The following is a 21,838-nucleotide window of genomic DNA, read 5'->3' as shown; positions in this document are numbered from 1 at the left end:
CACGGACACCATGACGACACTCCGCATCCGAGACGCCGCGCGGTACCTGGGCGTCAGCGACGACACCGTCCGGCGTCTGGTGGATGCCGGCACCCTGCCCCGGTCCGCCGACGCCGCCGGACGGACCGTGGTCGAGGGGCGCGACCTGGCGGCGTACGTCCGCGGTCGGGATGCCGGGCTCGAGGACCCCTCGGGGGTCAGGAGCTCCGCGCGGAACCGCTTCGTCGGGATCGTCACCGAGCTGGTGGTCGAGGGCGTCGTCGCACAGGTCGAGCTGCAGGCCGGACCGAACCGTGTGGTGTCCCTCATGACGGCAGAGGCGGTCCGTGACCTCGGGCTCGAGGTCGGGTCGGTCGCGGTCGCGTCCGTGAAGGCCACGATGGTCACCGTCGAGGTGCCCGAGGACCCGGAGCGCGCCCGGTGACCGGCAGCGTCCCCGACCCGTCGGACCTCGAGGCGCGGCGCCGCACCACCTCGCGCACCGCTGCACTGCAGGGAGCCGGGCAGCCCGCCCTCGACGCCCTCGCCGCGGCCCGGGTGCTCGTCGTCGGAGCCGGCGGCCTCGGCGCGCCGGTGCTGACCTACCTGGCCGGGTCCGGCCTCGGACGCGTCACGGTCGTCGACCACGACGTCGTCGACACCTCGAACCTGGCGCGGCAGACCCTCTTCGCCGCGGCGGACGTGGGCCGGCCGAAGGCCGAGTGCGCCGCCGAGCGCGTCCGGGCAGTCGACCCGGTCGTCGAGGTCGTCGCGCTGGCCGAACGGTTCCGCCCCGAGCACGTGGACGGGCACGACGTGGTGGTCGACGCCGCGGACAGCGTCGAGGTGACCCGCGCCGTCTCGGACGCCTGTGCGGCGGCCGGTGTGCCGTTCGTGTGGGGGACCGCACTCGGCTACGACGGCCAGGTGTCGGTGTTCCACGACGCCGCGCCGGAGCCGGTCGACTTCCACGACCTGCACCCGGAGCCGTTGCCGGACGAGGGCTCCTGCGCTGCCGACGGGGTCCTGCCGGCGCTCTGCGGGGCGGTCGGCGCGGTGATGGCCGCGCAGGTCGGCGCCCTCGTGGCCGGACTCGGCGAGCCCCTGACCGGTCGGGTGCTCACGGTCGACGCGCGGCGGTGGCGGTGGACCGAGAGCCCGCTCCGCCGCGGCCCGGGTTCGGTCCGTCCGGCGGCGCCCGCGGGGGAACCGCCCCGGGTCGCCCCGGCCGAGCTGGCACGGTGGCTCGGCGACGACGGCCGCCCGGTGGTCCTGGTCGACGTCCGGACCGAGGAGGAACAGGCGACCGGTGTCATCCCGGGTTCCCGCGCGCCCGGGCAGGCGACCGACGACGCCGAGCTCGTCGTCGTCTGCGCCTCGGGTGGGCGGGCCACGGCGTGGGCGCGGCGAGCGATCGCGGACCGTCCGGACGACGCGCCCCCGGTGACCGTGTTGGACGGCGGCATCACCGCGTGGCGGCGGGAAGGGCTCCCGACCACTGCTTGACCGCACCTGCGGCTAGGATCGCGGCGTGAAGACGCTCCTGCGCTCCATCGCTGTCGCTGCGGTCCTCGTCGCCACCCTGGCGACGTCCGCCTGCTCGACTCCTGGCGCGGGCAGCAGCACGGGTACGGCCTCCGGGTCCTCCGCGCCTTCCGGTTCGATCACGGTGTTCGCAGCAGCGTCACTCCAGCGCACGTTCACCGAACTCGGCGGACGGTACGAGCAGGAGCACCCCGGCACGACGGTCACGTTCTCGTTCGCGGGGTCGAGCGACCTCGTCTCGCAGATCCGCAACGGCGCCCCGGCCGACGTGTTCGCCTCGGCCGACGAGGCGAACATGGCGAAGCTCAGCGCCAGCGCCAGCGCCAGCGAGGACGACGGCGACGGCGAGGACGACGGCGACGGCGACGGCGACGGCGACGGCGACCTCGCCGCCGGCTGGCCCCGCGCCTTCGCGACCAACACGCTCGAGATCGCGGTCGCGCCCGGCAACCCGCAGCACGTCACCGGACTCCGGAGCCTCACCTCGTCGGACGTGCAGCTCGTCACCTGCGCCGCCCCCGTCCCCTGCGGTGCCGCAACGGCGGCCGTCGAGCGTGCCGCCGGCGTGACGCTGCACCCCGTGAGCGAGGAGCAGTCGGTCACCGACGTCCTCGGCAAGGTCGAGTCGGGCCAGGCGGACGCCGGGCTGGTCTACGTCACCGACGTCCGGGCGTCCGACGGCGGCGTCGACGGGGTGCCCTTCGCCGAGTCGGCGGAGGCCGTGAACACCTACCCGATCGGCGTCCTGCGGGAGTCGACGAACCCGGTGCTCGCCGCGTCCTTCGCCACGTTCGTTCGGTCCGACGCGGGCCGGAAGGTGCTCGCGGACGCGGGCTTCGGAGCTCCCTGACGTGCCGGCCGGACGCAGGATGCCCCCACGGCGGACCCCGGTGCCGTGGTGGCTCCCGGCCCCCGCGGTGGTCGGCGGTCTGTTCGTCGTCGTACCGGTGCTCGCGATGGTCGGTCGCGTCGACTGGTCGTCCTTCGTCGCCCTCGTCACCGCGCCGGCGTCGACGACCGCCCTCGGGCTGAGCCTCGGGACCGCGGCCGCCGCGACCGGGGTCTCCTTCGTGCTCGGGTACCCGCTCGCCGTGCTCTTCGCCCGGTCGACGTCGCGCTGGGTGGGGGTGCTCCGCGCGCTCGTCCTGCTCCCGCTCGTCCTGCCGCCGGTCGTCGGCGGTCTCGCACTGCTGGCGGCGTTCGGCCGGCTCGGCGTGCTCGGGGCGTTCCTCGACGCGCACGGACTCCGCATCGCGTTCACCACGACCGCGGTGGTCGTGGCCCAGGTCTTCGTGTCGATGCCGTTCCTGGTGTCGTCGATCGAGGGGGCGCTGCGCATCGGCGGCGACCGTGCGGAACGCGTCGCCGCGACGCTCGGGGCCGGGCCGACGCGCACCTTCCTCACCGTGACGACCCCGCGTGTGCTGCCGGGGATCACCGCGGGACTCGTGCTGTGCGGCGCCCGGGCGCTCGGTGAGTTCGGCGCGACGCTGACCTTCGCCGGCAGCCTGCAGGGCGTGACACGGACGCTGCCGCTCGAGGTCTACCTGCAGCGCGAGGTCGACCCCGACACGGCCGTCGCCCTGGCACTCGTGCTGGTGGTCGTCGCCCTCGTCGTCATCGGCACGACGACCCTGCGGACGCGGTCGGTGGTCGCGTGAGTGCCCCGGACCGCGGGCTCCGGGCCCACGTCGTCGTGCCCGACCGCGGCGTCGACGTCCGTCTGGAGGTCGGCCCGGACGAGTGCGTCGCCCTCGTCGGCCCGAACGGCGCCGGCAAGTCCACCGTGGTCGAGGCCCTGGCCGGTCTCCTCCGGACCCGCGGCGGCAGCGTGGTGCTCGCCGGCCGCGAACTCACGGCCGTGCCGACGCACCGACGCCGGGTCGGCCTGGTCGCGCAGCGACCGGACCTCTTCGCGCACCGGTCGGTCGCCGGCAACGTCGCCTTCGGTCCGCGGGCCACGGGCGCGAGCGGTCGGGAGGCACGGCACCGGTCCGCCACGGCCCTCGCGGCGGTCGGTGCCGCCGGTCTCGCCGACCGGTCGCCCGCCACGCTCTCCGGCGGGCAGGCGCAGCGGGTCGCCGTCGCCCGTGCGCTCGCCACCGATCCGGCACTGCTGCTCCTCGACGAGCCGACCACGGCCCTCGACGTCGACGCCCGTGCCGAGGTCCGCGACGCGCTCCGGACGGCGCGGAGTGGCCGGCCCACGCTGCTCGTCACGCACGACCCGCTCGAGGCCGTCGCCCTGGCGGACCGGGTGGTCGTGCTGCAGGACGGCCGGGTGGTCGAGGCGGGGACGACGGACGCGGTGCTGCGGCGCCCGCGAACGCCCTTCTCGGCGTCCTTCTCCGGGCTCGTGCTCGTGCCGGGGACCGCCACCGCGACCGGGATCGCTCCCGACGGCGGCGGCGAGCTGGCGTCCGGGACGCACACCGTGCCTCCCGGCCGGCCCGCCGTGGCGGCACTGCACCCGACCGCCGTGCGCGTGCGGCCGGACGGTTCCGGGGTGGTGCGCACGGTCACCGCGGTCGAGCCGCGCGACGGGCTGGTCCGGGTGCGCGCTGGTGACCTGGTGGCCGACGTCACCGTGGCGACGGCCGCGGCGCTCGGGCTGGCACCGGGGGCGACGATCGGGCTCGCCGTCGACCCGGACGAGGTCAGCGTCTACGACCCCGCAGGGGCCTGACCTAGCCGCCCGCGAAGGGCGGCATGACGTCGACCGTGCCGACGCCGACGAGCGTCGTCGACCGGTCGCGGGTCGTCACGCCGTCGACCAGGTACGAGCACCGCTCCTGCAGCGCCGTCCACCGCTCCGGGTCCGCGGCGGCGACGCCGCGCAGGGCCTCGTCGAGCGTCGCCGCGTCCACCGGGGTCTCGTCCTGTCCGACGGCCGCCCGGGCTGCCGCGAAGAACCGCATCATCGTCATCGCTCATCCTCCGATCGCGCTCATGCCGCGGGCGGGGTGCACGATCCCGTCCGCGTCGTCGCCGTGGTCGCGGGGCTTCGCCCACATCGCCCGGCGCCAGGTGTCGAGCAGGACGTCGTCGTCGGCGCCGGCACGCAGGGGACCGAGCAGGTCGACCTCGTCGTCCGAGAACAGGCAGGAGCGCACGTGCCCCTCGGCGGTCAGGCGCGTGCGGGTGCAGTCGGCGCAGAACGACTCGGTGATGCTCGCGATGACCCCGACGGTGCCGAGCGGCTCGCCGTCGAGCGTCGACACGCGGTACCGCTCGGCGGGGGCGCCGTCGCGCGGGGCCTCGTCCGGCACGAGTCGGTGGTGCTCGCCGAGCAGCGCACGGGTCTCCTCGGCGGTGACCATCGTCGCGCCGTCCCACGCGTGCCCGGGGTCGAGCGGCATCTGCTCGATGAAGCGCAGCTCGTGGCCGCGCTCCAGGCACCAGGCGAGCAGGTCGACGGCGAGGTGGTCGTTCACGCCGCGGAGCAGCACGGCGTTCACCTTCACCCCGAGCCCCGCGTCGGCCGCGGCCGCGATGCCCTCGAGCACCCGGTCGAGGAACGGCCGCCGGGTGACCTCGGCGAAGACGTCCGGGTCGACGGTGTCGAGCGAGACGTTGACGCGCCGGAGTCCGGCGTCGGCCAGGGCCTGCGCGCGGTTCGCCAACCCGATCGCGTTCGTGGTGATCGAGAGCTCGACGTCGTGCGCGGAGCAGCGGCGGACGATGTCGACCAGGTCGGCGCGCAGGAGCGGTTCGCCGCCCGTGAAGCGGACCTTCCGGACGCCGAGCGTGCCCGCGGCGAGCCCGACCAGCCGGTCGATCTCGGCTGCCGTCATGAGGGCGTCCGACGGGATCACGGGCAGGCCCTCCGCGGGCATGCAGTACGTGCAGCGGAGGTTGCACCGCTCGGTCAGCGACACCCGCAGGTCGACCGCGCGCCGGGCGAACCGGTCGACCAGCCCGGGGTCGTCGCCGGGGCGCGGGGGGAGGGCCGGCGACGCGCTGCGCACCCGGCGCAGCAGGCCGGTCGAGGGCAGGATCCGGGCCGTCACCCGGCCGATGCTACCTGGCGTCGACGGGACGTCGCGGCTCGGGGTCGACGCTCGGTCGCCGCGGGTCGAGCCGCCGCCCCCAGCGCTGCCAGTCCTCGCGCCGCGTGCGCACGAGGGTGACGACCAGGATGACGAGGACCGCGGCGAGGAGCCACCAGCGGAACGCCGGTGCCGACGGCCACACCCCGCGCAGGGCGATGGCGAGGTTGAGGGCCATCCACTCCCACCGGCCGGAGAGCACCACGAACGGGATGAGGAGCAACGCGTACCACGGGTAGCGCGGGGTCACGGCGAGGAACGTCACGCCGATCATCAACACCTCGGCCGACCACGGTCGTGCCGGGTCCGCGAGTCGCCAGGACACGACGGCGGCGAGCAGGACGACCAGCCCGACCACGACGGTCGCCGCATCGCCGGGGAACACCGTCGAGACGAGGGCGAAGCGGGAGCCGTCCTCGTAGCCCTCCTCGGACAGGTAGCCCGGCAGGTAGCCGAGCACCTTCACCCCGGTCGTGAGCACGTACGGGACGTAGAGCAGCGCGAACGTCGCGATGCCGACGGGGATCGCCCACCAGTACCGCCACCGACCGAGCACGGGCGGGTAGACGATCGCCGGGATGAGCTTCGTCGCCGTCGCCGCTCCGAGCGCGATCCCGCCCCAGATCGGCCGGCCGAACGCCACGAGCACGACGCCCGCGGTGGCCAGGGCCGCGCCGACGACGTCGACGTGCGAGTTCGTGACCGCCTCGGAGGCGACGAGCGGCGACCACGCCCAGAGCGCGGCCCACCAGGTGGGACGGCCGGTCCGGCGGAGCACCATGACCAGGCCGACGGTGACGCCCAGGGAGACGAGGAGGCCGGCGACCTGGAACGGCATGTACTGCGCGGTCGCGGGGACGAACGCCCGCACCCCGGCGAACCACAGCTGCGCCATCGGCGGGTAGATCGTGGTGACGTCCGGCCGGTTGATCGCGACGCAGTGCCCGTCGGCGCCGTCACCGAGGCCGCGCATCCGCGGCTCGAGGGGCTTGCAGGTGCCGTCGATCTTGTCCGGGAAGAGCCAGTCGGGGCGCAGGTCGGCCAGCGCGTTGGACTGCGGCGTGTGGGCGTACGGTGAGACACCGGCGTGCTGGACGATCCCGTCCCAGGCGTACCGGGCAGAGTCGGTGCTGGTGTTCGGCGGACCGACGAGCGCCGCGATCCCGACCACGACCGCACCGCCGAGGACGATCCGGGTCATCCACTCGCGGGGCACGGAGCGCAACGCGAGGGCCGCTCCGGCGAAGACCGCCCAAGCGATGAGCGTCCACGCAACGAATGGTGCACGATGACCGGCACGGAGGAACCCCAGATGCGTGATGCCGAAGGCGATGACACCCGCCAGCGCCAGCACGCCGACGACGGACAGGACGGTCGACACGACCGCGGTCGTCGGGACGGAGGCGGCGCGCGGTCGTCTGCTCATGGTGCCCCGAGGCTACCGATCGTGCGACGGATCCTGCTGGACGCGCGGGCGGTCACGGCGTCCCCGAACCGGAACGCCCGCTCGGCCGTCGTCTGGGGTCGCCTGCTCGGCATCGCGTTCGTCGTCTGCTTCGGTACCGGCGTCTACAGCCACCTGCTGCAGGACCCGCTGCCCTGGATGCGCTTCCCGACCCGACCGACGCAGCTCTACCAGTTCACGCAGGGCCTGCACATCACGGCGGGCATCGCGATCATCCCGCTGCTGCTCGCCAAGCTGAACGTGGTCATGCCCGCGTTGGCGCAGGTACCGCCGGTGCGCGGGGTCCTGCACCTGCTCGAGCGACTGTCGATCGCCGTGCTCGTGTCGGCGTCGATCGTGCAGGTCGGCACCGGTCTGCTCAACACGTACCAGTGGTACCCGTTCCCGTTCCCGTTCCGTCAGACGCACAACGCGATGGCGTACGTGATCATCGGCTCGCTCATCGTGCACATCGCGTCGAAGCTCCCCGTGATCGCGCGCTACTGGCGGGCGCGGGACGCCTACGACGCGGACGGCCGGTTCGTCGCGGACCCGACGGTCGGCAGCGAGCTGCTGCCGGACGGCCGGGAGGCCCGCCCCGCGGTGGGCGAGCGCCCCGCGGTCGAGCAGACGGTCGGCTCGTACCCCCGTGGCCTGACCGGCCGCCTGCTGCGGTGGGTGGACGGCCCGGCCGCGCCGGCCCGCGCTCCCGAGTCTCTGGCTGAGCGACCGGACTCGGCGTCCGCGGCCCGAGGGTCGTCGCTGGAGCCGAGTCTCGAGGACGCTGCCGGCGGGGCGGGAGCGGGGCGCGCCTCCCGGCAGGAGTCGATCGAGCGCCCGGCGGACGGTGGTCGCCAGCGGATCGCCCGACGTGGCTTCGTCGCGGGCGTCACGGCGGCGACCGTCGGCGTCGTCGCGCTCACGGCGGGGCAGTCGAACCGCCTGCTCGAGCCGCTCAACGTCTTCGGTGCCCGGCGACGGGACGTCGGGCCCCAGGAGCTGCCGGTGAACCGCACGGCACGCGCCGCCGGAGTGCTCGCGACCGCGACGGCGGCCGACTGGACCCTCACGGTCGTGGGACCGGACGTCACGCGGACCTTCTCGCGCGCCGAACTCGTCGCGCTCGGCACCGCGACCGCCGAGCTGCCGATCTCGTGCGTCGAGGGGTGGAGCCAGATGGCCTCGTGGCGGGGCGTGCGGATGCGGGACCTGCTCGCGTCGGTGCAGGCGGACCCGGCGTCACCACTGCGGATCACGAGCCTCGAGAAGCGCGGCGGCTACCGCGTCACCGAGATGGGCCCGGAGTACGCGTCCGACCCGACGACGCTCCTGGCGCTCGAGGTGAACGGGGGGACGCTCGACCTCGACCACGGGTTCCCTGCGCGGGTGATCGCACCGGGGCGCCCCGGCGTGCTGCAGACCAAGTGGGTCGGGAAGATCGAGGTGATCCGATGAGGGCTGCGAGGATCGTGCTCGTCGTCGTGGGCGTGCTCGTCATGGCGTTCGGTGCGTACGTGCTCGTCACGACCGTCCGACCGAACCGGATCTGGGGACTGGCGACGTGGCTGCTCGCCGCCGTCGTGCTCCACGACGTGGTGCTCTCGCCGTTCGTGGTGGGCGCCGGGCTCCTGCTCCGCCGGACCGGCCGGACGCTCGGTGCGGGGGTGCTCGTCGTCGTGCAGACCGCGGTGGTGCTCGGGAGCGTGCTCGCCCTCGTGGTGCTGCCCGAGATCGCCGCGAAGCAGCACGGCCAGAAGAACCCGACCGTGCTGCCGTTCGACTACACGACACGGTTGCTCGTGGTCGAGGGGCTGCTGCTCGCCGTGGTGGTCGCGGCACTCGTCGTCGGCGTCGTGCGGGCGCGCCGGGCCCAGGCCGCACTGGTTGCATCGACAACCAATCGGTAGCATGGCGGCATGACGGACGACACGCCCTGGCTCACGCGCGACCAGCTGCGGGCGTGGATGAAGCTCGTCGCCGTCATGGAGCTCCTGCCCGCGGCGCTCGACCAGCAGCTGCAGCGCGACGCCGACCTGACGCACTTCGACTACATGGTCGTCGCGATGCTGTCCGAGACCGACTCGCGGACGCTCCGGATGTCGGCGCTCGCCGCGGCGACGAACGCGTCGCTGCCGCGGTTGTCGCACGTCGTCTCGCGGCTCGAGAAGCGCGGGCTCGTGACCCGCTGCCCCTCCGTCGACGACCGCCGTGCCACCGACGTCCGGCTCACGGGCGAGGGGTACGCCGCGATCGTCGCCGCGGCACCCGACCACGTGCGGACCGCCCGCCGGTTCGTCATCGACGCCCTGACCGACGAGCAGGTCGAGCAGCTCGACGGCATCACCCGCGCACTGCTCGGGCGGCTCGACCCCGAGGGACGGTTCGCCGCGCTCACGTACCCGCGCGACGAGGACGACCAGGTGCTGTGCGAGGACCGCCTGACCGGCGCCGAGGCCGGGGCTGCCGCTCCCGCCGGGGTGCTCTTCCGGGACGTCACCGCGGACGACACGGCGCTGCTCCGGCACGCGACGCTCGCGGCGATGAACTGGCGGACCGACGCCTTCTCGGACGCCGACCTCGACCGCCCCGACTTCGCGCACTACTTCGTGGGCTTCGACGGCTCGCGCGACCGCGGCGTCGTCGCGGTGGACGGCGAGGGACCGGTCGGCGTCGCATGGGTGCGGTTCCTGCCGGCCGACGACCCGGGCTACGGGTTCGTGTCCGAGGACGTCCCCGAACTGACGCTCGCCGTCGAGCCCCGCGGCCGCGGCCGGGGGATCGGTACGGCGCTCCTCACGCGGCTGCTCGCTGCCGGTCGTGCGGCCGGGTGGCGTGGCGTGAGCCTCAGCGTCGAGGACGGCAACACCGGGGCGCGCATCCTCTACGAGCGGGTCGGGTTCCGGACGGTCGGGCGCAACGGCGACTCGGACACCATGCTCGTCCGGCTCTGACGCCGGTCGCCGGCATCGCCACGGGCGACTGGTACACCAGTAGGCTCGGCGCATGACCGACCGTGCCACGCCGTCCGACACGTACTCCTACCTCGGACCCGCCGGCACGTTCACCGAGGCAGCGCTGAAGCTCGTCGAGGCCGCGGCCGGCAAGCCGTGGCGGAGCGTGAACAACGTCGGCGAGGCGCTCGACGACGTCGTGAGCGGGCGCTCGGTGGGAGCCGTCATCGCCATCGAGAACAGCGTCGACGGCGGGGTCAGCGCCACGCAGGACGCCCTCGCGCGGATCCCCGGCGTGCGGATCGTGGGGGAGTACCTCGTGCCCGTCGACTTCGTGCTCGTCGCCCGTCACGGCACGACGCTGGCGGACGTGCGGACCGTCAACGCCCACCCCGTCGCGTACGCCCAGACGCACCGGTGGCTCGAGACCAACCTGCGCGGGCACGGGCACATCCCGGCGTCGTCGAACGTCGCCGCCGCGACCGCGCTGCTCGACACGCACCCCGTGGCCGACGCCGCGGTGGCCCCGCCGGGGATCACCGACCACCACGACCTGGCGGTGCTCGCGTCGTCGATCGGGGACAACGCCTCGGCGGTCACCCGGTTCGTGCTCGTCTCCCGCACGCTCGCGATCCCGGAGCGCACGGGCGCGGACAAGACGAGCGTCATCGTCGAGTTGCCCGCCGACCACCCCGGGGCGCTGGTCGACATGCTCGAGCAGTTCGCGACGCGGGGCATCAACATGGGGCTGCTGTCGTCGCGGCCGATCGGCGACGAGCTCGGGCGGTACCGGTTCGTCATCGACCTCGACGGGCACGTGCACGACGAGCGCGTGGCGGACGCCCTGCTCGGTTTGCGGCGGTTCAGCCCGCGCGTGACGTTCCTCGGGTCGTACCCGCGGGCGGACGGCTACCGCCCCGAGGTGCCGGCGCGCTACTCGGACGAGGCGTTCGTCGAGGCGCGGGACTGGCTCCGCGCGATCGTCTCCGGCGAGCCCGACGCCGACTGAGCCGGGGCGCCACCGCACGATCGCAGGACGCAACGTCAGCGACTCCTCGCAGCGGTACTGCGCTGCGCACCGCCGCCGACGTTGTGTCCTGCGGGAGAAGGCTCCCGGGTCAGCTGTGGGCGTTCTCGACCCGGCGCGTGTTCCGGGTCTGGTCCTGCGGACCGGCCACACGGACGCGCAGGCCGCCGGCGTCGATCTTCGCCTTGAACGCGACGACCTCGCCGACCGGGTCGCCGTCGATCTCGAACTCGTCCGGACGCTCGAGCCGCGCGACGAACTCCTGCCCGCGGATGTACCGCAGCGGCCGCTCCTCGCGGGCCTTCGTCGTGATGCGCTTGCCGACCTCGGTCTGCCCCACCTTCGACCGGCGGAACGACCGCAGGATCGCGTTCTCCCAGAACACCCGCGCCCCGATCCGGACCCACCCGAAGAAGCCGCGCGGTCGCATCACGACGACGTCGAAGACCCCGTCGTCGATCTCGGCGTCGGGCAGCAACGTCGCGCCGGCCTGCAGCATGCCGCAGTTCCCGACGATCAACGAGTGCGCGCGGGCCGAGCGGTTGCCGTCGCCGTCGAGCCGGTACCGGAACTCGAACGCGTCGGCGTCACGGACCGAGCGGAACAGGGAGTCGACGTAGGCGAGCCAGCCCACCTTCTTCTTCAGGTCGTCGTTCGTGTTGACCAGCATCCGGGCGTCCAGCCCGAGACCGGCCATGACGACGAAACCGAACTCCTCGCGCTCGCCGCCGGGGCGCTCGACCTCGAGCTGCCCGAAGTCGATCGGGCGGTCCTCGCCGCGGAAGATCGTCCGGACGCTCGCACCGAGGTCGTCGATGGGTGCGGGGATGTTGCGGGCGAGCAGGTTGCCGGTGCCGCTCGGCAGCAGGGCCAGTGCGGCGTCCGACCCGTGCACGACCTCGGCCACGGCACGGACGGTGCCGTCGCCGCCGGCCGCGGCCACGACGTCGGCGCCGGCCTCGAGGGCGGCCTTGGCCATGCCGCCGCCCGGGTCCTCCTCCGAGGTCTCGAACCACAGGGTCTCGGCCCAGCCGGCCTCCTGCTGGTGCTGTGCGACGGTGCTCTTGAGCGTCTCCAGGTGCACCTTGACCGGGTTGTAGACGACCGCGGCCGTCCTCTGCTCGGTCGGGAGGGCGTCCTGGTCCGCGGGCGCGGTCTCCGATGGGGTCGACATGCCACAGACGTTACCGACCGGACCCTCCGAGCGGACGGGCTCAGCGTCGGTCGTGCAGCGTCACCGGGTAGCCGTCCGGGTCGGCGAACGTGAACGTCCGTCCGAACGGCCCGTCGAACGGCGCGGTGACGATGGTGTGCCCGTCGGCGACGAGTGCGTCGTGGACTGCCTGGACGTCGGTCGCGTGGAACCACAGCGCGACGCCGAGGGCGGGCTGACCGCCGGACAGGTCCGTCCCCTCGACGAGGTCGCGCAGGGCGAACGCGATCGGCTCTGTCCGGAACACCACGGCGTGCGGTGGCCCCGCGGGCGAGCGGACGAGTCCGAGGTACCGCTCGTAGAACGCCTGCGAGGCGTCGAGGTCGCGGACCTGCAGCGAGGTGAAGTCGATCCCGGTGGCGGGCATGGTGTGCTCCTTCGTTCGTGTCAGATGCCTGACACACGAAGTATGTGTCAGAATCCTGACATGCGTCAAGCGCGGATCGAACTCGACAGCTCGGTCGGCTACGTCCTCAAGGAGGCAGCGAGCGCGCTGCGCGTCGCCATGGAGGAGGCCCTGCGGCCGCTCGGCATGACGGTCACGCACTACTCGTGCCTCGAACTGCTCGCCCAGCGCCCCGGCATGTCGAACTCCGAGCTCGCGCGCGGCACCTTCGTCACGAGGCAGTCGATGAACACGCTCCTGCAGCAGCTCGAACGCGACGGCATCGTCACCCGGCCGTCCGCCCCGACCACGGGGAAGGTGCTCCCCACCACGCTCACCGCGGCCGGGCGGCGGCAGCGCGAGGCGGCCAGCGCGGCGGTCCGGCAGGTCGAGCTCCGGATGACCAGTGGCCTCGACGACGAGGGCCGCGCAGCGGCCTTCCGCTTGCTGCGCGGGATGGTCGCCGCCCTGCGCGAACCGACGGCGGACGCGACCGACTGACGGACGGGAGGCGCGTGGCGGTCCCGCACCGCGCCTCCCGTCCGTCCGGCGGCGGCCCCGCACCGGCCGCTGGCTAGGATGACCGGGTGATCGATCTCCAGCTCCTGCGCGACCACCCGGACGTCATCAAGGCCTCGCAGGAGGCGCGCGGCGCCTCCGTCTCCGTCGTCGACGACGCGGTCGCCGCGGACGCCGCCCGCCGGTCCGCGATCACGTCGTTCGAGGCCCTGCGCGCCGAGCAGAACGCGTTCGGCAAGACCGTCGCGAAGGCCCCGAAGGACGAGAAGCCGGCCCTCGTGCAGCAGGCACAGGCGCTCGCCGCGAAGGTGAAGGACGCCCAGGCCGAGGTGACGGCGGCCGAGGAGACCTTCGACCGGGTCGTCCGTGCGATCCCGAACGTGGTGCTGCCGGACGTGCCGAAGGGCGGCGAGGACGACTTCGTCACGCTCCGCACGGTCGGCACGAAGCCCGAGTTCGACTTCGAGCCGAAGGACCACGCCGACCTCGGCGAGCACCTCGGCATCATCGACATCCCGCGCGGCGTGAAGGTGTCCGGCTCGCGGTTCTACTTCCTCCGCGGCCTCGGGGCCCGGCTCGAGATCGCACTCATGAACCTCGGCCTCGACCGTGCCGTGGAGCACGGGTTCGAGCCGCTGATCACCCCGACCCTCGTGCGTCCGGAGACGATGGCGGGCACCGGCTTCCTGGGCGAGCACGCGGCCGAGGTCTACCGCCTCGAGGCCGACGACCTCTACCTGACCGGCACGAGCGAGGTCGCCCTCGCCGGCTTCCACGCCGACGAGATCCTGTCGTTCCCCGAGTCGGGCGACCCGATCCGCTACGCCGGCTGGTCGACCTGCTACCGGCGCGAGGCCGGGTCCGCGGGCAAGGACAACCGCGGCATCCTCCGTGTGCACCAGTTCAACAAGCTCGAGATGTTCTCCTACGTGCTCCCGGAGCAGGCCGAGGCGGAGCACCAGCGCCTGGTCGCGATGCAGGAGTCGATGATGCAGGACCTCGGGCTGCACTACCGCGTCATCGACGTCGCCGGTGGTGACCTCGGCACGAGCGCCGCGCGCAAGTACGACATCGAGGCGTGGGTCCCGACGCAGGGCACCTTCCGCGAGCTGACGTCGACCTCGAACTGCACGACGTTCCAGGCCCGTCGCCTCGACACCCGGTACCGCACCGAGAGCGGCAAGACCGCGCCCGTCGCGACGCTCAACGGCACGCTGGCGACCACCCGGTGGATCGTGGCGATCCTCGAGACCCACCAGCAGGCAGACGGGTCCGTGGTCGTACCCGAGGTGCTGCGGCCCCACCTGGGTGGCGTCGAGGTCATCGAACCGCGATGAGCACCCAGGAGCGGTTCGTCGACGGATCGGCGCAGGGCGGGGCGTCCTCGTCACAGGACACGGGTGCCGCGCCCGCGCGCACGAAGCGGTGGCTCGTCGCGCTCGACGTGGACGGCACGACGATGCGCGAGGACGGCGTCATCACCGACACCGTGATCAACGCCGTGCGCGACGCCGAGGCCGCCGGGCACGAGGTCATGCTCTCCACCGGGCGCAGCGAGGGCATGACGATCCCGCTGCTCGAACGCCTCGGACTGCACTCGAAGTACGTCGTCTGCGCCAACGGTGCCCTCACCCTCGCCCGTCAGGACGACGGCTCCTACGAGCGCGTGCACGTCGAGCGCTTCGACCCGACCGAGGTCCTGCAGACCATCCACGGCGCGCTCGTCAACGCGGCGTTCGGGGTCGAGGACGAGACCGGGCACTTCCTGCTCTCGGGCAACTTCCCCGACGACACGATGACGGTCGCCGGCGAGCACGTGCCGTTCGAGCGGCTGCTCGGCGTCGAGGCGACCCGTGTCGTCGTCATCTCTCCCGGGCACGACACCGAGGACTTCCTGCAGGTCGTCGAGCGGATGGGCCTGCACAAGGTCTCGTACTCGGTCGGATGGACGTCGTGGCTCGACATCGCGCCCGAGGGCGTCACGAAGGCGACCGCGATGGAGCGCGTGCGCGAGTGGCTCGACATCCCGCGGTCGCGCGTGCTCGCCGCCGGCGACGGTCGCAACGACATCGACATGCTCCGGTGGGCGTCGACCTCCGGTCGCGGTGTCGTGATGGGGCAGGCGCCGGACGACGTCGTCGAGGCCGGTAACGAGCTCACCGGCGGGGTCACCGACGACGGCTTGGCGGCGGCGCTCGACACGCTCCCGCGCTGACGGCCGGGAGGCCCGGTAGACTTCCCGGGACGCGGTCACGTCTCGCCACGTGGTCGCGTCATGGAGGGTTGTCCGAGCGGCCGATGGAGCCTGTCTTGAAAACAGGTGGGCAGTGATGTCTCGTGGGTTCGAATCCCACACCCTCCGCACCATGAGCGCCGGCACCCGCATCCGACCGATCGAGCTGTCCGACGCCGCCGAGCTCGCCGCGCTCGTCCGCGCGAGCGCCGATCACCTGCGACCGTTCGAGCCGACGCGGCCGGACAGCTACTTCACCGAGGCCGGGCAGCGCGCGACCATCGGTGTCCTGCTCGCCGGCGCGCAGAACGGCGGCTCGGTGCCCTTCGTGATCGTGGGAGACGACGACGAGTTGCTCGGCCGGATCACCCTGAGCGGGGTGACCCGTGGCGCCCTGCAGTCGTGTGCGCTCGGGTACTGGATCCGTGCCGACCGCACGCGGCAGGGGCACGCGACCCGCGCGGTCGGTCTCGCGGTCGACCACGCGTTCCGGGAGCTCGGGCTGCACCGAGTGCAGGCGGAAACCCTGCCGGAGAACACCGCGTCGCAGCGGGCGCTCGAGCGGAACGGCTTCGAACGGTACGGCTTCGCACCGCAGTACATCCGCATCGCCGGCGCTTGGCGCGACCACGTCATGTTCCAGGTGCTCACCCCGGACGCCTGAGTCGGGCCGCGGTCGCGCGCGACGCCGTGTGCGCGAGCACGTCGAACCACGAATGCGACATCGAACCACGCCGCTCGGCTGGTTCGATGTCGGGGACGCGGTTCGACGAGGGCGCGGGCGGGGCGTCGTGTGCGCCGGGCTCAGGGGCGGGCGCCGAGGGCGGCGAGCTCCGCGCGGGTGCGAGCCCCGTGCTTCCGGAGCAGGTTCGCCACGTGGTACTTCACCGTGTTCGGGCTGATGCCGAGGCCCTCCGCGATCTCCCGGTTGCCGACGCCGGTCACCACGAGCCGCAGCACGTCGCGCTCCCGCTCGGTCAGGTCGGTGTCCTCCGGAAGGTCGACCGCTCCCGGTGCCGGGTCGAGGGGGAGCGAGATGTCGAGCGTCGAGCCCCATCCCGGGGTGGAGTCGACGTGCATCGTCCCGTCGAGGGCGACGACCCGCTCGGCGATCGGCCGGACGGCGTCGTCGTGGGTGTCGAGCGTGCCGGCGCCGTCGTCCCGCAGCTGCATGAGCAGGTTCCGCCCGTCGCAGTCCCACTGGATGCGCACGCGTCGGGCGACCCCGTCGTCGACCAGGGCGAGCACGGCCGTGCGGACGATCGCCCGGGCGCTGTGCGCGACGTCCCCGGGCAGGGCCCTGCCGGTCGCCGGTGGTTCGACGAACTGCACGTCGAGGTCGCCGAACCGGACGAGCGGGCGGAGGTCGGCCCGCAGCCGTGAGAACGCGCCGGTGACGGGCTCGAGCAGGGTGCTCCGCTGCCGGTCGGTCACGGTCCGCAACTCGACGAGCGCAGCCGAGGCGATCTCGACCGCCTCGGCACGGGCGGCGGCGTCCGACAGTCGGTTCGAGCGCAGGGCAGCAAGGACCGACTCGAGGGTCAGCGCATGGCGGTCGGCCTGCTCCGCGACGGTCCGGGCGTGCTCGGACGCGGCGATCCGGCTGGCGGGTGCGTCCGGTTCCGTCTCCACGAGGACCGAACCTACCCGTCCCACCCGGACGGACAGCCCTACCCGATCGGGTGGGAGGACCGCCTGCGTGGGCAGCGGCGCGCGCATCGATGCACGAGGAGCATCGAAGCATGGCCACCACGACGACCGCCGCCGCCCTCGGGCTGATCGGTGACGAGCTCCAGGACCTGATCGCCGCGGTCCGCGGCGCCGACCCGGCGCCGTTCGAGCGTGCCCTCGACCTGCTGTCGAGCGCCGAGCGCGTCTTCGTGCACGGCGCCGGCCGGTCGGGCCTCGCCCTCCGGATGACCGCCATGCGCCTCATGCACCTCGGGCTCGACGTGCACGTCGTCGGCGAGGTCACGACGCCCGCGATCCGGCAGGGCGACCTGCTCCTCGTCGCGAGCGGCTCGGGCACGACGGGTGGCATCGTGCAGGCTGCCCGGACCGCGTCCGAGGTCGGTGCGCACGTGCTCGCCGTGAGCACGACGGACGACTCGCCGCTGTCCGAGGTCGCCGCCGCCACGCTCGTGCTCCCCGCAGCGACGAAGACCGACCGCTCGGGCACGGCCTCGGCGCAGTACGCCGGCAGCTTGTTCGAGCAGGGCGTCGCGCTGCTCGGGGACGCCCTGTTCCAGGCGCTCTGGCAGCGCAGCGGGCACTCCGCCGACGACCTGTGGCCGCGGCACGCGAACCTCGAGTGACGCCGAGCGCCGACCAGACCACCACGATCCACCACCGGAAGGACACCACCATGCAGCTCCAGTTCGCCATGGACACCCTCACCACCGAGGACGCCCTCGACCTCGCCGGCAAGGCCGCGCCGTACGTCGACGTCATCGAGCTCGGTACGCCGCTGATCAAGAGCGCGGGCCTCTCCGCGATCACCGCGATCAAGGAGGCGCACCCCGACAAGGTCGTGTTCGCCGACCTCAAGACGATGGACGCCGGCGAGCTCGAGGCCGACATCGCCTTCTCGGCCGGTGCCGACCTGGTGACCGTGCTCGGCGTCGCCGGTGACTCCACCATCGCCGGTGCCGTCAAGGCCGCCAAGGCGCACGGCAAGGGCATCGTCGTCGACCTGATCGGCGTGCCGGACAAGGCTGCCCGTGCCAAGGAGGTCGTCGCGCTCGGCGCCGAGTTCGTCGAGATGCACGCCGGCCTCGACGAGCAGGCGGAGGAGGGCTTCACCTTCGAGACACTCCTGCGTGACGGTGAGGCCTCCGGCGTCCCGTTCTCGGTCGCCGGCGGCATCACCACCGACACGATCGAGGCCGTGCAGGCCTCCGGCGCCCGCATCGCGGTCGCCGGCAGCGCGATCTACAGCGCCGACGACGTGGCCGCCGCCGCGTCCGCACTGCGCGACGCGATCTCGGAGCCCGCCTCCGCCTGATCCGCGCCACGTGTCAGGACGGGAGGCACGGTGCCAGCTGGCACCGTGCCTCCCGTCCGTCGGTGCGGCGCCCGGTCAGCGCACCTGTGTACCGTCGGTCCCATGACGATGCCCTCCGGTCGCGGTGGCTGGGCCCCGAAGTCCCCGCGCGCCAGGCGGATCCTGGCGATCTGCGTCTGGACCGCGGCACCGATCGTCGCCGCGTTCATCGTCTGGACCGCCGTCGTCGGCGGGCTCCGCTGACCGCCAGCAGTCTGCGCCCGGGCCCGCCGCGACTCAGGTCCGCGGCCGACGGAACGTCGTGACCAGCGCGTCCACCAGCAGGAACCCGAGCAGGGTCACCCCGACGACCGGCAGCAGCAGTGCGAGGCCGACCGCCACGACGACCACCGCCGCTGTGCCCCACCAAGGGGCACGCGCGAGTGCACCCGCAGCGGGGGTACGGCCGACGCGCGCACCGGCGGGGCGTCGCTGCCACCACATGACGTACCCGAACACGACCATCGCCGCGATCCCGAGCGCCGCCAGGAACAGCACGAGCTGGTTCGCCAGCCCGAACAGCGCCCCCATGTGCGTGTTGATGCCGAGCTTGGCGGCCTCCGCCATCGGCGGGTAGTCGGCCCACGTGACCTGCGACACCGCCGTCATCGTGCTCGGGTCGACCGCGACCGCGTTCATCGCGACCGGCCAGCTGAGCTTGATCTCCTCGACGGTCCACGCGGTGTCGGCCGTCGCCGGCGGGCGGATCCGGATCTCGGCGGCGCGCACGCCGGAGTCGCGGGCGACTGCGAGCACCTCGTCGAACTGCTCCGGCGTCGTCGTCGCAGCGGCGCCCATCGACATGGGACCGCCGCCGTGGTGCCCCGCGTGCTCACCGCCCGACATCGACGCCGACCCGTCGAGCGCGGTGTCGACCGTCGGCGCCTGCCAGCTGAGCGCCGACCGGAGCGCCGTCACGTTGTCGCCCGCGAAGTGCGACCACGTGATGCCCGTCGCCGACAGGAACAGCGCGCCGAGGAGCACCCACGCGCCTGTCGCCGCGTGCCACGAGAAGGTCCGCCGGTAGCCGGTCACCCGGTTGTCCGGCAGCACCAGGTCGCGCTTCCGACGGGCACGGCGGATGCGGAACGCCCAGAGCGCGATGCCGGCGAGGGACACGATGCCGAGCCACGAGGCCGCGGTCTCGCTGTAGAGCCGCCCGACGTCGCCGAGGAACAGGCTGCGGTGCACGGTGCTGATCCAGGTGCGGAAGGGCAGCGACCCGGAGGTGCCGTAGACGGGCAGGTCCCCGCGCACCGCGGCGTCACCGGGGTCGACGAACACCGCGCGGGTCTGGGACTCGAGCAGGCCCTCCTCGGTGAACATCACGCGCGTCGTCGTCCCGGGTGCGGGGGCCGGGCGGACCTCGGCGACGGTGTCGTCCGGGTGGTGCTCCGCGACGTACCGCTCGGCGGCGGCGACCTGGTCGGCGAGGGGGAGCGCGGGCGCGGACGACGGCGCCGTCAGCTCGTGCCGGTACAGGCCTTGCTCGATCGTCGGCGCGAGCGCGTACAGGGCCCCGGAGAGTGCGGCCACCAGGATGAACGGCCCCACGAAGAGCCCGGCGGTGAAGTGCAGGCGGAGGAGGAGCTGGGCGAACCAGCCCCGTGACGGCGGCGTGGCGGTGCTGGGCATCGGAGCGCGGGTCCTGTCGACGGTCGGGCGCGACACCGTGCCGCACGACCGTTGACTCTACAAGATGTAGAGACTGCCGTCCGACGGCGTGTCCGTCCGCACACCGCACTCCACTGCGGTGTGCGGACGACCGCGTTGACCCTGCACCGGAGCAGGACACAGACTGGCGCCGATGACGCAACTCACCTCACTCGTGTACATGTCCGTCGCCGTCGACGAGATGACCGACGACCAGCTGGTCGCCATGCTCCGTGAAGCCCGCCTGCGCAACGACGCGCTCGGCGTCTCCGGACTCCTGCTCGCCAAGGGCGGCCGCTTCATGCAGGTGCTCGAGGGCCCGGCCTGGAGCGTCGAGGACCGTTTCGCCGCGATCGAGCGGGACACCCGGCACCACGGCGTGAAGTCGCTCTCCCGCGAGGACATCGACACCCGCCGCTTCGACGGCTGGTCCATGGCGTTCGGCAACCCCTCGGACCTCGAGGTCCGCGAGGAGCCCGGTTTCAGCACCTTCCTCACCGAGCGTTCGGGACTGCCGGCCGACCTGGCCGGCTCGCCGGCCGACTGGCTGCTCCGCTGGTTCCGCGGTCGTGACCTGCAGGACGTCCCCGAGGAGCGGATGACCCTGGCTCGTCACGCCGCGTAGCGACGAGGCGGGACCACCCTCGGACTGGAGGCACGGTGCAGGCCCGCACCGTGCCTCCCGTCCGTGACACTGGTCACGTGGGGAAACGTGAGCAGATCCTGGTGGCCGCGGCGGAGGAGTTCGACCGGGTCGGCTTCGCCGCCACGTCGATCGCCGCCGTCGCGCGGCGCGCCCACGTGGCGCAGGGGACGCTGCACTTCCACTTCCCGACGAAGCTGGCGCTCGCCCTCGGCGTGATCGACGAGCAGAACGCGCGGACGTTCGCCGAGGTGAGCCACGACGCCACGTCGCCGGTGGCCGCGCTGATCGGAGCGTCGAAGCAGATCGCGGACCTGCTCCGCACCGACCCGATCGTCCGTGCCGGCATCCGGCTGTCGCTCGAGCGCGGCGAGTTCTCCGGAGCGACGTCGTCGTTCTACGAGCAGTGGATCGGCGGGATCGTGGACGTGTTCCGGCTCGCCCTCGGCAGCGGGGAACTCCGCACCGACTTGACGGCCGAGGAGCTCGGCGGGTCGGTCGTGCCGTACTTCACGGGCGTGCAGCTCGTCGCCGAGGTCCGGAGCGGACGGGCAGACCTCGACCCCGCCGTGGCGGTGATGTGGCGGATGGTCGTGCACGCGACCGCGGCCCCGGCCCACCGGGCGCGCCTGCTCGGGGTGGTCGCGGACACCTTCGGCACGACACACTGAGCGGCTCGCGCGTCAGCGGTCGGTGAGCTCCCGGTCGCGGAACCACTTGAGCAGCCATGCGGCGCTCGTGCCGTCGAACTCCGGCGTGAAGTCCATCGTGCCGGACAGGAACGGGCTGAAGCCCTCCTCGGTCGCCACGTCGGCGTCGTCGAGCGACCGGTAGGCCATCGACCACCCGTCGAACCGTCGTCGCTCGATGTCCTCGCGGATCAGCGACTTGACCTCGCCGTGCCGGGGGTCCCGAGCGATCGCGCCGAAGCGGTCGTCGACGCTCCACACCGGGCCCTCGAGCAGCTGCATGAACCGGCCGCCCTTCGCGACGAGCAGGCCGGAGACGCCGAGCGCTTCGTTGCGGAGCCGGGCCTCGCGGAGGAGTTCGGCCAGCGCAGCGTCGTCGAAGGGGACGGCGGACCGGCTCATGTAGACGATGGAGACGAGCACCGCTCCATCTTCGTGCATGTCGCGGACGGGCCCGGCCACTGT

The 21,838-nt window shown here is 73.3% G+C and carries 26 protein-coding genes and 1 tRNA gene; 19 read left to right on the top strand and 8 right to left on the bottom strand.

What is annotated here, in order from left to right:
- The first annotated feature begins 10 nt into the window (after positions 1 to 10).
- Genes DEJ22_RS12465 through DEJ22_RS12445 form a run of 5 tightly spaced genes read left to right on the top strand, consistent with a single transcriptional unit; the run spans position 11 to position 4,210 of the window.
- The gene (locus tag DEJ22_RS12465) at positions 11 to 424 is read left to right on the top strand and encodes a TOBE domain-containing protein (RefSeq protein WP_111227704.1); all 414 of its coding nucleotides are present in this window, start codon (positions 11 to 13) and stop codon (positions 422 to 424) included.
- A complete protein-coding gene (locus DEJ22_RS12460; protein ID WP_111227705.1) occupies positions 421 to 1,485 on the top strand; it encodes a ThiF family adenylyltransferase in 1,065 nt (354 codons plus the stop codon). The genes DEJ22_RS12465 and DEJ22_RS12460 overlap by 4 nt, the downstream gene beginning before the upstream one ends.
- A gap of 25 nt (positions 1,486 to 1,510) precedes the next feature.
- Positions 1,511 to 2,374 (top strand): molybdate ABC transporter substrate-binding protein, encoded by an 864-nt coding sequence (modA, locus tag DEJ22_RS12455; protein ID WP_111227706.1) that lies wholly within the window; start codon positions 1,511 to 1,513, stop codon positions 2,372 to 2,374.
- Between the two features lie 19 nt (positions 2,375 to 2,393).
- On the top strand, positions 2,394 to 3,185 hold the full coding sequence (locus tag DEJ22_RS12450; RefSeq protein ID WP_111227707.1) for an ABC transporter permease: 792 nt from the start codon (positions 2,394 to 2,396) through the stop codon (positions 3,183 to 3,185).
- Positions 3,182 to 4,210 (top strand): ABC transporter ATP-binding protein, encoded by a 1,029-nt coding sequence (locus DEJ22_RS12445; RefSeq protein WP_181430914.1) that lies wholly within the window; start codon positions 3,182 to 3,184, stop codon positions 4,208 to 4,210. The genes DEJ22_RS12450 and DEJ22_RS12445 overlap by 4 nt, the downstream gene beginning before the upstream one ends.
- Position 4,211: 1 nt before the next feature.
- Here the strand turns inward: DEJ22_RS12445 and DEJ22_RS12440 are convergent, their stop codons facing one another.
- The 3 genes from DEJ22_RS12440 to DEJ22_RS12430 are packed head-to-tail and all read right to left on the bottom strand — an operon-like array spanning position 4,212 to position 6,999.
- A complete protein-coding gene (locus DEJ22_RS12440; RefSeq protein ID WP_111227708.1) occupies positions 4,212 to 4,451 on the bottom strand; it encodes a MoaD/ThiS family protein in 240 nt (79 codons plus the stop codon).
- Between the two features lie 3 nt (positions 4,452 to 4,454).
- Entirely contained in the window at positions 4,455 to 5,534 is a 1,080-nt protein-coding gene (gene moaA / locus DEJ22_RS12435) for a GTP 3',8-cyclase MoaA (protein ID WP_502861851.1), read from the bottom strand.
- A 10-nt stretch (positions 5,535 to 5,544) separates the two neighbouring features.
- Positions 5,545 to 6,999: a glycosyltransferase 87 family protein gene (locus tag DEJ22_RS12430; protein WP_111227709.1), complete on the bottom strand. Its 1,455-nt coding sequence runs from the start codon at positions 6,997 to 6,999 to the stop codon at positions 5,545 to 5,547.
- Positions 7,000 to 7,020: 21 nt separating this feature from the next.
- On the opposite strand from DEJ22_RS12430, the gene DEJ22_RS12425 reads away from it, so the two are divergent.
- The 4 genes from DEJ22_RS12425 to pheA are packed head-to-tail and all read left to right on the top strand — an operon-like array spanning position 7,021 to position 10,977.
- Positions 7,021 to 8,472 carry a molybdopterin-dependent oxidoreductase gene (locus tag DEJ22_RS12425; RefSeq protein ID WP_258379670.1) on the top strand — a complete coding sequence of 484 codons (1,452 nt, stop codon included), beginning with the start codon at positions 7,021 to 7,023 and terminating at the stop codon, positions 8,470 to 8,472.
- On the top strand, positions 8,469 to 8,924 hold the full coding sequence (locus DEJ22_RS12420) for a hypothetical protein (protein WP_146241779.1): 456 nt from the start codon (positions 8,469 to 8,471) through the stop codon (positions 8,922 to 8,924). Before DEJ22_RS12425 ends, DEJ22_RS12420 begins: the two co-directional genes overlap by 4 nt.
- Before the next feature lie 9 nt (positions 8,925 to 8,933).
- Positions 8,934 to 9,968, top strand: a complete 1,035-nt coding sequence (locus tag DEJ22_RS15800) for a GNAT family N-acetyltransferase (protein WP_349775145.1) — start codon at positions 8,934 to 8,936, stop codon at positions 9,966 to 9,968.
- Positions 9,969 to 10,020: 52 nt separating this feature from the next.
- Entirely contained in the window at positions 10,021 to 10,977 is a 957-nt protein-coding gene (gene pheA, locus DEJ22_RS12405) for a prephenate dehydratase (protein ID WP_111227711.1), read from the top strand.
- Positions 10,978 to 11,086: 109 nt separating this feature from the next.
- Here pheA and DEJ22_RS12400 read toward each other — a convergent pair whose 3' ends face one another.
- Entirely contained in the window at positions 11,087 to 12,169 is a 1,083-nt protein-coding gene (locus DEJ22_RS12400) for a diacylglycerol/lipid kinase family protein (RefSeq protein ID WP_111227712.1), read from the bottom strand.
- 40 nt (positions 12,170 to 12,209) lie between these two features.
- Positions 12,210 to 12,575, bottom strand: a complete 366-nt coding sequence (locus DEJ22_RS12395; RefSeq protein ID WP_111227713.1) for a VOC family protein — start codon at positions 12,573 to 12,575, stop codon at positions 12,210 to 12,212.
- 60 nt (positions 12,576 to 12,635) lie between these two features.
- On the opposite strand from DEJ22_RS12395, the gene DEJ22_RS12390 reads away from it, so the two are divergent.
- The 5 genes from DEJ22_RS12390 (at position 12,636) to DEJ22_RS12370 (ending at position 16,009) form a co-directional block, all read left to right on the top strand.
- Positions 12,636 to 13,094, top strand: coding sequence for a MarR family winged helix-turn-helix transcriptional regulator (locus DEJ22_RS12390; protein WP_111227714.1), 459 nt, complete (start codon positions 12,636 to 12,638; stop codon positions 13,092 to 13,094).
- Positions 13,095 to 13,180: 86 nt separating this feature from the next.
- Positions 13,181 to 14,449 carry a serine--tRNA ligase gene (gene serS, locus DEJ22_RS12385; protein WP_111227715.1) on the top strand — a complete coding sequence of 423 codons (1,269 nt, stop codon included), beginning with the start codon at positions 13,181 to 13,183 and terminating at the stop codon, positions 14,447 to 14,449.
- Positions 14,446 to 15,327: an HAD family hydrolase gene (locus DEJ22_RS12380; protein WP_111227716.1), complete on the top strand. Its 882-nt coding sequence runs from the start codon at positions 14,446 to 14,448 to the stop codon at positions 15,325 to 15,327. The genes serS and DEJ22_RS12380 overlap by 4 nt, the downstream gene beginning before the upstream one ends.
- A 62-nt stretch (positions 15,328 to 15,389) precedes the next feature.
- Positions 15,390 to 15,474, top strand: a tRNA-Ser gene (locus DEJ22_RS12375).
- A 4-nt stretch (positions 15,475 to 15,478) separates the two neighbouring features.
- On the top strand, positions 15,479 to 16,009 hold the full coding sequence (locus tag DEJ22_RS12370; RefSeq protein WP_111227717.1) for a GNAT family N-acetyltransferase: 531 nt from the start codon (positions 15,479 to 15,481) through the stop codon (positions 16,007 to 16,009).
- Positions 16,010 to 16,149: 140 nt separating this feature from the next.
- Here the strand turns inward: DEJ22_RS12370 and DEJ22_RS12365 are convergent, their stop codons facing one another.
- The gene (locus DEJ22_RS12365) at positions 16,150 to 16,977 is read right to left on the bottom strand and encodes a helix-turn-helix transcriptional regulator (RefSeq protein ID WP_258379671.1); all 828 of its coding nucleotides are present in this window, start codon (positions 16,975 to 16,977) and stop codon (positions 16,150 to 16,152) included.
- A 110-nt stretch (positions 16,978 to 17,087) separates the two neighbouring features.
- On the opposite strand from DEJ22_RS12365, the gene hxlB reads away from it, so the two are divergent.
- From hxlB to DEJ22_RS12350, 3 genes are all read left to right on the top strand, one after another.
- A complete protein-coding gene (hxlB, locus tag DEJ22_RS12360) occupies positions 17,088 to 17,660 on the top strand; it encodes a 6-phospho-3-hexuloisomerase (protein WP_111227719.1) in 573 nt (190 codons plus the stop codon).
- Between the two features lie 50 nt (positions 17,661 to 17,710).
- Complete coding sequence (hxlA, locus tag DEJ22_RS12355) at positions 17,711 to 18,349, top strand: 3-hexulose-6-phosphate synthase (RefSeq protein WP_111227775.1); 639 nt, start codon at positions 17,711 to 17,713, stop codon at positions 18,347 to 18,349.
- Between the two features lie 102 nt (positions 18,350 to 18,451).
- Positions 18,452 to 18,592: a hypothetical protein gene (locus DEJ22_RS12350; protein ID WP_181430916.1), complete on the top strand. Its 141-nt coding sequence runs from the start codon at positions 18,452 to 18,454 to the stop codon at positions 18,590 to 18,592.
- A gap of 33 nt (positions 18,593 to 18,625) precedes the next feature.
- On the opposite strand, the gene DEJ22_RS12345 is transcribed toward DEJ22_RS12350, so the two are convergent.
- Positions 18,626 to 20,023 (bottom strand): PepSY-associated TM helix domain-containing protein, encoded by a 1,398-nt coding sequence (locus DEJ22_RS12345; protein ID WP_111227720.1) that lies wholly within the window; start codon positions 20,021 to 20,023, stop codon positions 18,626 to 18,628.
- 172 nt (positions 20,024 to 20,195) lie between these two features.
- Here DEJ22_RS12345 and DEJ22_RS12340 point away from each other — a divergent pair, with 172 nt between their 5' ends.
- Both DEJ22_RS12340 and DEJ22_RS12335 read left to right on the top strand, forming a co-directional pair.
- Positions 20,196 to 20,666 carry a BLUF domain-containing protein gene (locus DEJ22_RS12340; RefSeq protein ID WP_111227721.1) on the top strand — a complete coding sequence of 157 codons (471 nt, stop codon included), beginning with the start codon at positions 20,196 to 20,198 and terminating at the stop codon, positions 20,664 to 20,666.
- A gap of 77 nt (positions 20,667 to 20,743) precedes the next feature.
- Positions 20,744 to 21,355 (top strand): ScbR family autoregulator-binding transcription factor, encoded by a 612-nt coding sequence (locus tag DEJ22_RS12335; RefSeq protein ID WP_181430918.1) that lies wholly within the window; start codon positions 20,744 to 20,746, stop codon positions 21,353 to 21,355.
- 12 nt (positions 21,356 to 21,367) lie between these two features.
- On the opposite strand, the gene DEJ22_RS12330 is transcribed toward DEJ22_RS12335, so the two are convergent.
- Positions 21,368 to 21,796 (bottom strand): BLUF domain-containing protein, encoded by a 429-nt coding sequence (locus tag DEJ22_RS12330; RefSeq protein ID WP_181430919.1) that lies wholly within the window; start codon positions 21,794 to 21,796, stop codon positions 21,368 to 21,370.
- Positions 21,797 to 21,838 lie beyond the last annotated feature (42 nt).

Source organism: Curtobacterium sp. MCSS17_007 (genome assembly GCF_003234175.2).
Classification (GTDB): domain Bacteria; phylum Actinomycetota; class Actinomycetes; order Actinomycetales; family Microbacteriaceae; genus Curtobacterium.
Note: the sequence above shows the minus strand (reverse complement) of the source record. Positions and strands in the feature narration are given on the sequence as shown.